The organism is Sanguibacter keddieii DSM 10542, assembly GCF_000024925.1.
Taxonomy (GTDB): domain Bacteria; phylum Actinomycetota; class Actinomycetes; order Actinomycetales; family Cellulomonadaceae; genus Sanguibacter; species Sanguibacter keddieii.
The window spans coordinates 2,937,658-2,951,903 of the sequence record NC_013521.1 but is presented as its reverse complement, the minus strand read 5'-3'; the positions used below and the strand labels follow the sequence as shown (position 1 = coordinate 2,951,903).

At 73.2% G+C, this 14,246-nt stretch carries 11 protein-coding genes; 2 read left to right on the top strand and 9 right to left on the bottom strand.

The genetic code is table 11. From position 1 onward, the window contains the following. Positions 1 to 13: 13 nt before the first annotated feature. The 7 genes from SKED_RS13000 to xseA form a co-directional block, all read right to left on the bottom strand. Positions 14 to 397, bottom strand: a complete 384-nt coding sequence (locus SKED_RS13000; protein WP_012867622.1) for an RNA-binding S4 domain-containing protein — start codon at positions 395 to 397, stop codon at positions 14 to 16. 32 nt (positions 398 to 429) lie between these two features. Then, positions 430 to 3,153: a right-handed parallel beta-helix repeat-containing protein gene (locus tag SKED_RS12995; protein ID WP_012867621.1), complete on the bottom strand. Its 2,724-nt coding sequence runs from the start codon at positions 3,151 to 3,153 to the stop codon at positions 430 to 432. Between the two features lie 262 nt (positions 3,154 to 3,415). Continuing rightward, a complete protein-coding gene (locus SKED_RS12990; RefSeq protein ID WP_012867620.1) occupies positions 3,416 to 4,837 on the bottom strand; it encodes a class II fumarate hydratase in 1,422 nt (473 codons plus the stop codon). Between the two features lie 75 nt (positions 4,838 to 4,912). Next, complete coding sequence (locus SKED_RS12985) at positions 4,913 to 5,563, bottom strand: carbonic anhydrase (RefSeq protein ID WP_012867619.1); 651 nt, start codon at positions 5,561 to 5,563, stop codon at positions 4,913 to 4,915. Positions 5,564 to 5,666: 103 nt separating this feature from the next. Beyond that, positions 5,667 to 6,620 (bottom strand): carbohydrate kinase family protein, encoded by a 954-nt coding sequence (locus SKED_RS12980; protein ID WP_012867618.1) that lies wholly within the window; start codon positions 6,618 to 6,620, stop codon positions 5,667 to 5,669. Positions 6,621 to 6,629: 9 nt separating this feature from the next. Further along, positions 6,630 to 6,905: an exodeoxyribonuclease VII small subunit gene (locus tag SKED_RS12975; protein ID WP_012867617.1), complete on the bottom strand. Its 276-nt coding sequence runs from the start codon at positions 6,903 to 6,905 to the stop codon at positions 6,630 to 6,632. 20 nt (positions 6,906 to 6,925) lie between these two features. After that, positions 6,926 to 8,209, bottom strand: coding sequence for an exodeoxyribonuclease VII large subunit (gene xseA, locus SKED_RS12970; RefSeq protein ID WP_012867616.1), 1,284 nt, complete (start codon positions 8,207 to 8,209; stop codon positions 6,926 to 6,928). Between the two features lie 129 nt (positions 8,210 to 8,338). On the opposite strand from xseA, the gene SKED_RS12965 reads away from it, so the two are divergent. Then, positions 8,339 to 9,400 carry a 4-hydroxy-3-methylbut-2-enyl diphosphate reductase gene (locus tag SKED_RS12965; protein ID WP_012867615.1) on the top strand — a complete coding sequence of 354 codons (1,062 nt, stop codon included), beginning with the start codon at positions 8,339 to 8,341 and terminating at the stop codon, positions 9,398 to 9,400. Here SKED_RS12965 and SKED_RS12960 read toward each other — a convergent pair. Beyond that, the gene (locus SKED_RS12960; protein WP_012867614.1) at positions 9,387 to 10,691 is read right to left on the bottom strand and encodes a DNA recombination protein RmuC; all 1,305 of its coding nucleotides are present in this window, start codon (positions 10,689 to 10,691) and stop codon (positions 9,387 to 9,389) included. The genes SKED_RS12965 and SKED_RS12960 overlap by 14 nt on opposite strands. A 114-nt stretch (positions 10,692 to 10,805) precedes the next feature. On the opposite strand from SKED_RS12960, the gene SKED_RS12955 reads away from it, so the two are divergent. Next, positions 10,806 to 12,503 carry a hypothetical protein gene (locus tag SKED_RS12955; protein WP_143755734.1) on the top strand — a complete coding sequence of 566 codons (1,698 nt, stop codon included), beginning with the start codon at positions 10,806 to 10,808 and terminating at the stop codon, positions 12,501 to 12,503. A 51-nt stretch (positions 12,504 to 12,554) separates the two neighbouring features. On the opposite strand, the gene SKED_RS12950 is transcribed toward SKED_RS12955, so the two are convergent. Further along, on the bottom strand, positions 12,555 to 14,042 hold the full coding sequence (locus SKED_RS12950; protein ID WP_012867612.1) for an MFS transporter: 1,488 nt from the start codon (positions 14,040 to 14,042) through the stop codon (positions 12,555 to 12,557). Positions 14,043 to 14,246: the final 204 nt, after the last annotated feature.

The following is a 14,246-nucleotide window of genomic DNA, read 5'->3' as shown; positions in this document are numbered from 1 at the left end:
CGTCCCTCGCTGCTCAGTCGAGGGCGCGCCCGCGCAGGGCGTCGATCTCGCGGCGCTCGCGCTTGGTGGGACGCCCGGCGCCCCGGTCGCGGACCGGGACGGCCGGGGTGTCCAGCCTCGTCGGCGGCGGAGGGGAGTGGTCGACCAGGCAGTCGGGCACCACAGCGGCCCCCACGCGCCGGGTGATCGGCCGGGTCACGACCACGACCCGCTCGAGCCCGTCGACGCGCACCCGGACCTCGTCGCCCGCACCCACCGGGGTCGCCGGCTTGGCACGGTCGCCGTTGACGCGGACGTGGCCGGCGCGGCAGGCGGCCGCCGCGAGCGTCCGGGTGCGGAAGAGGCGCACGCACCACACCCACGTGTCGACGCGGGCACGTGCCCCAGGCTCGGTCATGGTCGGTCCTCCCAGATGGTCCGCCGCCCAGCCTAGCCGCGCCGGTGCTGGGCGGACCGGAGCACGAGCAGCGAGGCCCCGAGCAGGAGCAGCGCAGCGCCCGCGACCGCCGGGGCGGGCGAGGTGCCGGTGGCCGCCAGGCGGGGGGCGCGGCCGTCTGCGGCCGCCGTCCCGTCCGCGACGTCGACGGTGGCGCCGCCGCGTCCCGCTCCGTCGCCCACAGCTGTCGGGACCGTCGGGTCGGCGGGGTCGACCGGCTCGGTGGTCGGCTGCCCGGGCTGCTCGGTGCCGGGGCCCTCGTCACCGGGGCCCTCGTCGCCAGGGACCTCAGGGTCGGTGGGGTCGACCGGTTCCACGGGATCGACCGGCTCGGAGCCTGCTCCGGGCTCCGGGCCGACCACCACGACCGTCGGGTCGGGGTTGGGCAGCAGCCGGGCGCCGGTGTCGGCAGGGGCTGCGTCCGTGAGCTCGAAGAGGCCGTGCAGGTCGACGGAGCCGTCGTCCGCGATCGTCGGCCGGACCGTGGTGTCGACGCTGGTGAACCACGAGTCGTCGACCGCTGTCCCGGCGACGTTGCGGCCGTCGAGGTAGTTCGAGGTGGCCGTCCTGACCGTGTCGTCCTGGCCTCGCAGGGACACGACGTCCGCGCCGCGCGGGCTGGCCGAGAGGAACCCGCTCACCCGGTAGTCGGTCGTCGGGTGCGTCGAGGTGGACAGGGTGAGGTTGTTCGCGTGGTTGTCGTAGGTCGTGACGTCGGTGACCACGGCGTCAGGGCTCGAGTTGCTCGCGACGCCCTGGGTGACGTTGTGCCAGGCGACGGAGTTGTGGAGCTCGTTCATCAGCGGGATGGATTCGCCGCCGAGCTTGAAGCCCTTGCCGCTCTGGGGCGACTGCTCGTCGGGGTCGTCGGTGAGGTACCCGTTGCGGTACGCGACCGAGTGCTCGATGCGGACCGGGCCGTGCGGCCCGAGGGTCGACTTGGCGTAGAGGTCGAAGCCGTCGTCCACGTTGTGGTGCGAGATGCAGTAGCGGAAGACGTTGCCGGGCCCCACGGTGAGCTTCGCGGCGAAGCCGTCGGCGTCGTTGCGCTGCGGGTCCATGTTGTGGTGCGACTCGCTCGACAGCACGAGGTTGTGCGAGGGCCACATCGACCGCGGCTCCGTGTCGTAGCCGGTGATCTGCAGGCCGGTGTTGCCGTTGTGGTGGGTGTGCAGGCGCTCGACCACGTTGTGGTGGCCCGAGATCGCGAAGGCCTTCTGGCGGCCTTGGGCGCCGGTCACCTCGAGGTCATAGAAGTGCCAGTGGTCGCCGCGGAGGTCGAAGCCCCCGTCGGGTGACGCCGAGAGGTCGAAGACGGCGAGCTCGCCCGGCGCGGACATGAACCAGATCTCCTCGCCGGGGCGACCGTCGTTGCCGCGGTCCACGAGGATCTTGCTCGTCGGCCGGTAGGTCCCGCCACGCGCGACGACCTGCTGGCCGGGCTGTGCGTAGGCGACCGCGGTCGCGACGTCGAGGGGGCTCGCCCGCGTGCCGAGGCCGTCGGGAGAGCCGTCCGGGGCGACGTGCAGCGCGTCACCGGGGACGCCGTAGCGGCGCACCTCGATGGTCACCTCGCGGCGGACGGGGTCCTCGGAGGACAGTCGGACGTGGTCGCCGAGGTCCTGCTCCGCGGCCGGGAGGGGTGTGAACACGGCGGTGAGGTGGTTGGTGCCGTCGTCGAGCGGCACCGGCACGACGGTCGGCACCACCTTCTCGACGGGCAGGTCCTGGGCGACGACCTCGCCGTCGGGGCGCAGCAGCGTCAGGTGACCGCGCAGCGCGGAGGTGAACCAGGCGTCGTAGACGGAGGCCGAGGTGGTCGCGGTCGAGGCGAGGCGGACGTCTGGCTCGAGGACGGTCCAGGGGCGCTCGGTCGCGGGGTCGTCGTCGTCGGGGTGGACGGTGGTGAGGGTGATGTCGCTCGCGGTGACGGTGAGCTTGCGCCCGACGAACACGCCGACCGTGATGGTCCCGGTGCTCTGCTGCTCGAGCATCTCGGGGGAGTAGGCGATCACCTCGTCCTCGACGGCACCGTCCATCCACGCGTGGAACCCGGTGTTCGACTTCCGCAGCGTCAGGGTGTGGGTGTCGCCCTCCTCGATCTTCGGCGGGTTGGTGTTGGTGGGGGTCTGGAGGTCGGACTTGAAGTCCCAGTCGAAGGCCGCCGAGTCGCGCATCGAGCGCGCCGTCGAGGCGACGTCGGACGGGTCGGTGTAGCCGGAGACGAACCGGCCGCCCGGTGTGCCGTAGCGGAACTCGCCGGAGACGGGGTCGGTCTGGCGGGCGAAGGTCGAGGCCGCGGAGTTGAAGTACCGGTGGTTCTTGCTGCCCGGCTGAAAGGAGTCGACGGCGATGATCCCGTAGCCGCCCTGGTTGTCCACCGCCGAGGCCTCGTCGACGTGGAAGGTGGCGGTGAGCGTGAAGTTCTCGGTCGAGGCGTCGATCTCGGTGGAGTAGTACAGGAACCCGTCCTCGGACTCGGCGATCTTGCCGTCGACCGCGGTCATGGTCACGGAGCCGTCGTCGTGGACTGTGGCCGACCCGTTGCCGGCGTTCCCGGCGAAGCCGCTGGTCCACGTCCGCTCGGCCTGGACGTCGGGCTCCGCGACCGGGACGGGAGGCTCCGGTTCGACGGCGGAGACCGCCGGGGTGGAGGGGACGAGGACCACCGCCCCGGTCAGGGCGAGTACCGCCAGCAGTGTCGACGAACGTGCCATCCTCGTGTCTCCTTCGACGCAGGTGGGCCGGTGTCTCTCCGTCCTAGTGCGCCGTTGCAACGAGGGAGTGCGCTCGTGGAGCGCGCGAGAAACCGGTTTCTCACACTTTACCAGAGGCGGTGCCTGGAGCGGCTGTGCGCTGGCCGGTCGCGCAGACGACGACGCACCTCCCCGGGTGCTCCCGGGGAGGTGCGTCGAAGGTCGTACTGGCCTGCGTCGCGCGCGTCGTCGACGGCGCAGGCCTCGTGGGGGACGGGCGCCGTCAGGCCTGCGGCGGGCGGGTCATGGCGAGCACGTCGAGCGCCGTGTCGAGCTGCGCCTCGGTGACCTCGCCGCGCTCGACGAACCCGAGGTCGATCACGGCCTCGCGGACCGTGAGGCCGTTCTTCACGGAGTGCTTGGCGACCTTCGCGGCGGCCTCGTAGCCGATCACCCGGTTGAGCGGGGTGACGATCGACGGCGAGGACTCGGCGAGGGCGCGTGCCCGCTCGACGTTCGCGGTGATGCCGTCGACGGTCTTGTCGGCGAGCAGCACGGAGGCGTTCGAGAGCAGGCGGACGGACTCGAGGACGCCGAGAGCGATCACGGGGATCTGCACGTTGAGCTCGAAGGACCCGCTCGCACCGGCCCAGGCCACGGTCGCGTCGTTGCCGATGACGCGGGCGGCGACCATGAGGACGGCCTCCGGGATCACGGGGTTGACCTTGCCGGGCATGATCGACGACCCGGGCTGCAGGTCGGGGATCGCGATCTCGCCGAGACCCGTGTTGGGGCCCGAGCCCATCCACCGCAGGTCGTTGCAGATCTTGGTGATGCTCACGGCGATGCCGCGCAGCGCGCCGGACAGCTCGACGAGGCCGTCGCGGCCCGACTGCGCCTCGAAGTGGTCGCGTGCCTCGGTGAGCGGCAGACCCGTGTCCTCGACGAGGAGGGCGATGACCCGCTGCGGGAACCCGGCCGGGGTGTTGATGCCGGTGCCGACGGCGGTGCCGCCGAGCGGGACCTCTGCGGCGCGGGGGAGCGCGGACTCCAGGCGCTCGATGCCGTAGCGGACGGCGGCCGCGTAGCCGCCGAACTCCTGGCCGAGGGTGACCGGGGTCGCGTCCATGAGGTGGGTGCGGCCCGACTTCACGACGGTCGCGAACTCGCTGGCCTTGGCCTCGAGCGACGTCGCGAGGTGGTCGAGCGCGGGGATGAGCGTACGGACGACGCCGGCCGTGGCGGCGACGTGCACCGACGTCGGGAAGACGTCGTTGGAGGACTGCGAGGCGTTGACGTGGTCGTTGGGGTGCACCTCACGACCGAGCGCACGGGTCGCGAGCTCGGCGATGACCTCGTTGGTGTTCATGTTCGACGAGGTGCCGGAGCCGGTCTGGAACACGTCGAGCGGGAAGTGCTCGTCGTAGCCGCCCTGGGCGACGGCCTCGGCGGCGTCGACGATCGCCTGCGCGAGGTCGGCCTCGAGGACGCCGAGCTCGGCGTTGGCCTGCGCCGCTGCCTTCTTGACGCGGGCCAGCGCCTCGATGTGGCTGCGCTCGAGGGGCGTGCCGGAGATCGGGAAGTTCTCGACGGCTCGCTGGGTCTGCGCACGGTAGAGGGCTGCCGCGGGGACGCGGACCTCGCCCATCGTGTCGTGCTCGATCCGGAACTCGCCGGTGACGTCGGTGTCAGGTGTGGAAGTCATGGGTCCATCGTGCCGCACGAGCCCGGTCCAGCACGAGCCGGGCCCGGGCGCCCGAGGCGCCCGGGCCCGTCGAGGTCAGACGTCGAACTCGGCGTCGCCGATGTCGCCGATCGCCTCGATGAGGCGGGCGTGCCCGTCGGCGAGGTCGTACTCGACGCCGACGATCGCGCAGCGGCCCTCCGCGACGGCCTTGGCGAGCCCGGCCGAGTAGGAGTGCAGCATCGAGACGGTGTGGCGGACGTGCTCGCGGCGCAGCACGTCGGCCGACACCGTCTCGAAGCCTCCGCCGTTGGCAGCAGTGATGCCGACGATCGACGGGATCACCCGGTCGACGACAGCACGCACGAACCCGCTGGGCTGCTCACCGGTCGCGAGGGCGTGCATCGCGGCGGCGACGGCTCCGCAGCTGTCGTGCCCGAGCACCACGACGAGGCGGGTGTCGAGGATGTCGACGCCGTACTCGATGGACCCGATGACGGTGGTGTCCACCACGTGACCTGCGGTGCGGACCACGAACACGTCGCCGAGGCCCTGGTCGAAGATGATCTCGGCGGCCACACGGGAGTCGGAGCACCCGAACACGACCGCGAAGGGGTGCTGGGCGACCTTGAGCTGCTCACGGCGGTCGAAGCCCTGCGACGGGTGCTCCATCTTGTCCTCGATGAACCGCGTGTTGCCGGCACGGAGCTCGGCCCAGGCTGCTGCGGGGGTGTCGTGGTGCGGCATGACGATCCTTCTCTCGGTGCTGCAGCGCGGGTGCTGCTGACGCGGGGTGCTGCTCATGATGATGCGCCCGGGGGAGCGGGCTGCGCTCGCCCGTCTCGTCAGGTCAGACGTGGCCGGTCAGCTCGCGGAGCCGGGGCGGGTTGGCGCCGGACCTCGACACGGTGATCGCCGCGACCTGGACGCACTGCTCGAGGACGGTCGTGAGCGTCGTCTCGTCGATCGCGGCGAGGCTCGCGCGGTGCTGGGCGCCGAGCAGGCCGGCCGACCAGAGGCCGTGCAGGAGCGCCCCCATGAAGGAGTCCCCGGCGCCGACGGTGTCGGCCACCTCGACGCGGGGCGCGGCGACCTCGAGCCGGTGCTCCGCCGTGACGGCCACCGCCCCGTCGCCCCCGTAGGTGACGATGACGAGCGCCGGCCCGCTGCGCTGCCAGCGGGTCGCGACGACGTCGAGGTCGGCGCCCGGGTAGAGCCAGTGCAGGTCTTCGTCGCTGACCTTGACCACGTCGGCGCCGGCAACGAGGGCCTCGACCACCGGACGGACCTCGCCCGGCTGGCCCATGAGCGTCGGGCGGATGTTCGGGTCGTAGGTGACGGTCGCGCGCGGCTGGGCCGCGGCGAGCACGCGTCGGACGCCCGTCGCACCGGGCTCGAGGACGGCGGCGATCGAGCCGGTGTGGACCACCACGGTCTCGTCGGGGACACGGACGTCAGCGGGCAGCGCCCAGGTGAGGTCGAAGTCGTACGTGGCACCGCCGTCGGCCCCGAGGTGCGCCGTCGCGATCGACGTCGACGCGGCGCCGTCGCTGCCGGGCGCGAGGTCGACGTGCGAGCCGGAGAGCCAGCTGCGGATCCTGTCGCCGTAGCTGTCCGTGCCGATCCACGCGAGGAGCTGCGCACGACGGTCGAGCCGCCCGAGGGTGAGCGCGACGTTGGCCGGGCTGCCGCCCGGGTGCTCGTCGACCGTCCCGTCGGCGCGGTGCACCACGTCGATGAGCGCCTCGCCCACCACGAGGGCGAGCGGCTCGGCGGGAGGCTGCGGGGTGCTGGGCGGGGTCATCGGTGGTCCTTACTCGTCGTCGAGGTCGGTGGTGCTGGTGGTGCCCGCGTCGGTGCGGGCGGCGTCGAGCTTCTGGCGGGCGCCGTCGAGCCACTCCTGGCAGCGCGCGGCGAGCGCCTCGCCGCGCTCCCAGAGGGCGAGCGAGGCCTCGAGCGGTTCGCCGCCGGCCTCGAGGCGGGCGACGACCTGCACGAGCTCGTCGCGAGCCTGCTCGTAGCTGAGCGCCGAGAGGTCGGAGGTGCTGGCGGAGAGGCCGTTCGAGGTGGCGGGGCTGTCAGCGGTCATGGGAGAAGTACACCAAATCTCTAGCGGGTGGTGGCGGTGATCTCGCCCGAGGCGAGGCGGATGCGGAGGGCGTCGCCCGTGGCGACGTCGTCGGGGGAACGGACGACCGAGCCGTCAGGGCCCTGCACCACGGCGTAGCCGCGGTCGAGCGTCGCCGCGGGGGACAGCGCCCGGACCTGCGCGGCGAGGCGGTCGACGGTCGACGACGCGCTGCTCAGCAGCCGGTCGAGCCCCGAGCGCCCGGCGCGTACGGCCGCCTCGACGTCGCGCTCGCGCGTCTCGATCATCGTGTGCGGGGCCGCGAGGACGGGTCGCGACCGGGTCGCGTCGAGGCCCGCCTGCTCCTGCCGGACGCGGTGGGTCACGGCCGATCGCATCCGCCCGAGGGCCTGCGTGAGCCGCGCACGCTCCTCGCTCACGTCGGGGACGATGCGTTTCGCGGCGTCGGTGGGCGTCGACGCGCGGTAGTCGGCGACGAGGTCGAGCAGCGGGGCGTCCGTCTCGTGCCCGATCGCGCTGACGAGCGGCGTCCGGCACGCCGACGCCGCGCGGACCAGCGCCTCGTTGCTGAAGGGCAGCAGGTCCTCGACCGCACCGCCGCCACGGGCGACGACGATCACCTCGACGTCGGGGTGCGCGTCGAGCTCGGCGATGGCGGCGCTGACCTGCGGGACTGCCGAGACGCCCTGGACGGCGACCTCACGGATCTCGAAGCGCACCTGGGGCCAGCGCGCGCGGGCGTTGACCACCACGTCGTGCTCGGCCTTCGACTCGCGCCCGCAGACCAGACCGACGACGCGCGGCAGGAACGGCAGCGGCTTCTTGCGGCCGGCGTCGAAGAGCCCCTCGGCGGCGAGCACGCGCTTGAGGTGCTCGATGCGGGCGAGCAGCTCGCCGACGCCGACGGGCTTGAGCTGGTCGGCCTGCATCTGGAACGACCCGCGCTTGGTCCAGAAGGTCGGCTTGGCGCGGACCACCACGTGCGCACCCTCGTCGATCGGGGCGGAGACGCCGTCGAGGACCTTGGCGTACACGGACACCGGGAGCGACATGTCGGCGTCGGTGTCGCGCAGGGTGAGGAAGGCCATGCCCGCGCCGGGCCTGCGGTTGAGCTGGACGACCTGCCCCTCGACCCACAGCGGCGCCATGCGGTCGATGTAGTCGCTGATCTTCGCGGACAGCAGCCGGACCGGCCACGGGTTCTCGGCCGTGGTGTCGGAGGCCTTCGCGGCCAGCGGCTGGCGCACCGCGCCGGCGTCGGTCGTCGAGGAGGTCGCGGGGGACGAGTCGTCGGGGAGAGCCACAGGTCTAGCGTGCACCATCGCGCTGACACCCGAGCACGTTTCATTCCCAGATGTGAGGGTGTCGTGCCACACGTGCGTGACGGGCCGCCCCGGCTGGGGTGCGCAGGGCCTGTCACCTAGACTCGACGTGTGACAACTCTTCCCCCCGAGACCGCTCGCACGTCCGCCGACGCAGGTGCCCAGGCGCCCGGACGGGTCCTGCTCGCCGCCCCTCGGGGCTACTGCGCCGGGGTCGACCGCGCGGTGATCGCCGTCGAGAAGGCGCTCGCGCTGCACGGGGCCCCGATCTACGTGCGCAAGGAGATCGTCCACAACAAGTACGTCGTGGAGACCCTGAGCGACCGCGGCGCGATCTTCGTCGACGAGACCGACGAGGTGCCCGAGGGCGCGCGCGTCGTGTTCTCGGCCCACGGGGTCTCGCCCGCCGTGGTCGCCGCCGCGGAGGAGCGCTCGCTGCAGACCATCGACGCGACCTGCCCGCTCGTCACGAAGGTCCACAAGGAGGCTGTCCGCTTCGCCTCCGAGGACTACGACATCCTGCTCATCGGCCACGACGGTCACGAGGAGGTCGAGGGCACCGCAGGCGAGGCTCCCGACCACATCCAGATCGTCAACTCCCCGGACGAGGTCGACAAGGTCGTGGTCCGCGACCCGGACAAGGTCATCTGGATCTCGCAGACCACCCTCTCGGTCGACGAGACCATGGAGACGGTGCGCCGGCTGCGCGAGCGCTTCCCGACGCTGCAGGACCCGCCCAGCGACGACATCTGCTACGCCACGCAGAACCGCCAGGTGGCGGTGAAGAAGCTCGCCCCCGAGTGCGACCTGGTGATCGTGGTCGGCTCGACCAACTCCTCGAACTCGGTGCGCCTGGTCGAGGTGGCCCTCAACGCCGGGGCGCGCTCGTCGTACCTCGTCGACTACGCCAAGGAGATCGACGAGTCCTGGTTCGAGGGGGTCCGTACGGTCGGCGTCACCTCGGGCGCCTCGGTCCCCGAGATCCTCGTCGACGAGGTGCTCGCGTACCTCGCCGAGCGCGGCTACGGCCAGGTCGAGGAGGTCCGCACGGCGACCGAGGACCTCATGTTCTCGCTCCCTCGCGAGCTCCGCGCCGACCTGAAGAAGGCCGGTGTCGAGACGGCGCACCCCAAGCGTGGCAACCGCCGCTCGCTGACGGTCAACCCCGTCTGAGGTCTTCGAGGTCGACGAGGGACTCGTCGACCGACGCGAGGAGCTCGGGTGCGCTCACCACACCCAGGTGCGGGCTGACCGGCGGCGGGGTCTCGAGGTCGCCGTCGACCACGTCGAGCTCGGCGAACCGTCGGGCGCTCACGAGCACGCGCGTCTCGAGGGACGCCACGGTCTTGTTGTAGGCGTCGGCGGCACCCTGGATCTGCTTGCCGAGCCGGGTCAGGTGGCTGCCCATCGTCGCGAGGCGACCGTGCAGCTCCTTGCCCACCTCGAGCACCTTCTGCGCGTTCTCCGCGAGGGCTTCCTGGCGCCACGCGTACGAGACCGTGCGGAGCAGCGCCATGAGCGTCATCGGGGTCACGATGACCACGTTCCGGCCGAAGGCGTACTCGAGCAGCGACGGGTCTTCCTCGACGGCCGCCGCGAGGAACGGCTCGGCCGGGATGAACATCACGACGAACTCGGGGCTCGGGGCGAACTGGTCCCAGTACCGCTTCGAGCCGAGGTCGTCGATGTGCTTGCGGACGTGGCGGGCGTGCGCGGCGAGCCGCTCCGCCCGGTAGCCGGGGTCGGTGGCCTGCTGCGCGTCGAGGTACCCGAGGAAGGCGACCTTCGCGTCGACGACGATGTTCTTCCCGCCGGCGAGGTGCACCACCATGTCGGGGCGCAGCGCCCCGTCGTCGGTCGACACGTGGCTCTGCTCGACGAAGTCGACGCGGTTGAGCATCCCCGCGACCTCGACCACGCGGCGCAGCTGCATCTCGCCCCAGGCGCCCCGCACGTCCGAGGTGCGCAGCGCGGACACGAGGGAGCTCGTCTGGGAGCGCAGGAGCTCGGAGGCGTCCCGCATCCCGCGGACCTGCTCGGCGAGCGCGGACGTGCTCGCGATCCGCGCCTCCTCGGCGACCTGCATCTGCTGGCGCACGTCGCTCAGCGAGCGGGTGAGCGGGGCGACCAGCTGCTGCACCGCCTCGGTGCGCGCCGCGAGGTCCGCCTGACCGGCCACCTGCGTCGACCGCAGACGCTGCTCGGCGAGCCCCAGGAACTGCTCGTTGTTCGACGCCAGCGCGTCGGCCGCCAGGGCACGGAACTGGTCGGAGAGGCGGTCCTGGTCGTGCTGCATGGCGAGCAGCCGCTCGCCCGCGCCACGGCGCTCGGCGGCCAGCTCGGCCTCGGCGCGCGCCACCGCGACCTCACCGGCGCGCAGGCGTGAGCCTGACCGGGCGACGGCGAGGCCGTACCCGAGCACGAGGCCCACGAGCGCGGTCAGGGCACACCAGAAGATCGTCATGCCCCCACCCTGCACCGAGCCACCGACACGACGGTGCAGGTGGCAGCGCCGCGGTGCGTCGCCCGGGAGTGCACAGGAGGTGCCGTGCTGCCGTCGTCGGTCTACCGTGAGGCGATGACGGCGACAGCGGCTGCGGGGGCAGTGCCCGGCGAGCGCCTGCGGGCGCCGTCGCCCACCCCGACCCGGTCGGTCGCGCACCTCGTCGTCTCCCTCAAGCTCCGGCTCATGGCCAACGCCCTCACCCGGAGCGTGTGGCAGCTCGTTGCCCTCGCCGCCTCCACGACCTCTGGTCTGGCCGCGGTGGCGATCTTGCTCTTCGCGCTCGGGGCGACCTCCCGGACCGACCCGACCCTCGCCGGTGCGTGGCTGGTGGTCGGTGGAGCCGTGCTCGTCGCGGCCTGGTGGCTCGTGCCGCTGGTCGCCTTCGGGGTCGACTCGACGGTCTCCGCCGAGGTCCTGCGCCCGTACGGCCTGCGCCGGCGAGACGTGGTGACAGGTCTGGCTGCAGCAGGGCTCGTGGGTGTCCCCGGAGTGCTCACGCTGCTGCTGGTGCTCGGGTCCACGGTCGTCTGGCGCGAGTCGCCGGCCGCGCTGATGGCGTCGCTCCCGGCGGGAGTCCTGGCCGTGGCGACCTGTGTCGTCGGCTCGCGCACCTGGACCACGCTCCTCGCCCCGGTGAGGTCCTCGCGCCGCTTCCGTGACGCGAGCGCGCTGTCCCTGCTCGTCCCGCTCGCCGTCGCCGTCCCGCTCGTCGGGTGGGCTGCGCGGGGGCCTGCGGCCTGGTCTGCCGTCTCGGTCGAGCGCGTCGCCGAGATCGTCTCGTGGACGCCCGTCGGGACCGTGTGGGCCGTCCCGTCTGCGGTGGCCGACGGTCGCCCCGGGACGGCGGCGGTCCACCTCGGGCTCGCCGTCGGGGTGCTGCTGGTGCTCGTCGTCCTCTGGGCTCGCGGCCTGGGCCGGGCGTCGGTCGGCCCCGCGTCGCGCAGCGGCGGTGGCCCGCGGCCTGCTGGCACGAGACTCCGGTCCGGGCTCCTCTCGGGAGCGTCCGCGGCACGGGACCCGCTCGGTCGGCTGCTGGCCGCGGTGCTCGGCGGGGCGGCGGCCGCGGTCGCGGCACGGAGCCTCACCTACTGGGTGCGCGACCCGCGGTACCTCGGTGCGCTCGCCGTGGTGCCCTTCCTGCCGCTCGTGCTCGCCCTCCTCGACCGTGGCGACGGCGCGCTCGTCCTCCTCGCCTGCCCGCTCGCGGCCTTCCTCGTCGGCTGGACCATCTCGGCCGACGTGGCGTACGACCACACGGCCTTCTGGGTGCACGTGGCAGCCGGGGTCAGCGGGCGAGCCGACCGGCTGGGCCGGGCCGTCGCGGCGACGGTCGTGGGGGTCCCCGTCACGGCCGTCGTGGTCCTGGGCGTGGTCTGGTCGACCGGCCGCTGGGCGGACCTGCCCGCGGTCGCCGGCGTGACGTTCGGCGTGCTGCTCACCGCGCTGGGCCTGTCGAGCGTCGTCTCGGCGCGCTTCGTCTACCCGGTCCCGCGGCCGGGCGACGGGCCGTTCTCCTCACCGCAGGGGTCGGCCGTCGCCGACCTCACCACGCAGGCCGGCGGGTGGGGCGTGCTCCTGCTGCTCGTCCTCCCCGAGACCGCCGTCGCGCTGGTCGCCGTGGTGCGCGGGGACCTGGTGCTCGGCTGGGTCGCGTGCGCGCTCGGTCTCGGTCTCGGTGCCTTCTGGTGGTCCGCCGGGGTGCGGCTCGGCGCGCACGTCCTCGAACGACGCGCCCCCGAGCTGCTCCAGCAGGTCGCCACCACGCGCTGAGCGGCGCGGCCACGGTGGTCGAGCGCGGGGCGGTCGAGCGCCGCCGGTCTGTCAGCCGACCGTGGTCTGCGTCGCGCGCGGCGCGATCACCGCGGCGACGAGCGCGACGGCTCCCGCGAGCACGAAGGCACCGAGGTACCCGTAGCTGCCCATGTTCGGCACGAGCCAGGCGATGACGATGCCGGCGAGCGCCAGCAGGAACGCGCTGCTCAGGGCGTCGGCGACCTGGAGCGACGAGGTGTTCGAGCCCTGCTGGTGGGTGGGCGAGAGGTCGAAGACGAGGATGGCGAGCGTCGGGAACACCATCCCGAGCCCGAGCCCACCAGCCGCCCACGCGAGGTACGTGAGCTCGGCCGGGACCGACGGGACGACGAGCAGCGCGACCCCGGCGACGGCCAGGGCCACCAACCAGGTCCCGAGCCGCAGGAAGGTCGCCGACGACCACGTGAGCCGGCTGCGCAGGAGCGAGCCGAGCGCCCAGGTGATCGCGCCGGCGGTCAGCACGATCCCCGAGCGGGCCGGGCTGAAGCCGCGCTCCTGCTGCAGGATCAGTGGCAGGAAGACCTCAGCGGCGTAGAAGGACGACGCGACGAGCCCGCGCAGCGCGATGACCGTCGGCAGGCCGCGACCGGCTCGGAGCGTGCCGCGCGGCAGCAGGCGCGGAGCGGCCCAGAGGACCACGACCGCGCCGAGCACGATCATCGTGTAGCCGGCCGTGCTGTGGTTCTCGGTGCCCAGCGACATGAGGGCGACCCCGGCGCTGGCTGCGGCGGCCCACCAGAGGGCGCCGCGTCGTGCGGCAGGGCCGCCGGCCGGGGGAGCGGCCGGGTCCTCGCCGGCGGTCGTGGCCGTCCGGGCGCTGTCCCGCACCGCGGAGACCAGCATGAGCGTCGCCGGCACGGCGAGGACCGCCACGGACAGGAACACCCACCGCCACCCGAGGTGGCTCACCACCAGGCCGGCGAGCAGGGGGCCGACGAGCGACGGGACCACCCACGCGGTCGAGAAGGCCGCGAGCACGCCCGCGCGCGCCCGGCCCGAGTACTGCCGCGCGACGATCATGTAGAGCGCCACGATGTAGGCGCCCGAGCCGAGCCCCTGGAGCGCGCGGCCCACGAGCAGCACACCCATGGACGGGGCGAGCCCGGCGAGCAGCAGCCCGGCGACGAACACGCCGACCCCGCCGAGCAGTGAGGGGCCGACGGTCCCGCGGTCGGTCGAGCGACCCGCGAGGACCATGCCCATGACCGAGGTCGCGATGGTGAGCGCGAAGGCCGGTGCGTAGAGGGCCAGCCCGTCGAGGGACGCGGCGATGACCGGCATCGCGGTCGACACGGCCAGCGACTCGAAGGCGCCGAGGGAGACCAGCGCGATCATGCCGACGAACATCGGGGAGAGCGCGGGGCGGCGGGCGCGGTTGCCGTCGTCGGTGGCGCTGGCGCTGCCCGTCGTCGCGGGGGCGTCCTTCTGCAGGGTGGGTGCAGGTGCTGCGGTGCCCTCTTCCGTCGTGGCGGCGGGGGCGGGTGGAGCGGTCGTCATCTGGTCCTCTGAGATGTCCTGCGCCGTCCCGGTGGTGTGGTCCGGTGACGGGGGTGCTGGCCGGGGCGGGGTCGTGTCGCCGCCGGGTGCGCGGGTCGTGCGCTGGCGTGTGCCGAGACCACTATCGCCGACCGCGGAGGGTGCTCGAGGACGCGGACGTCAGGTCCGACGAACGTCACACCTGCCGGGGTCCGGGCCTGCCCG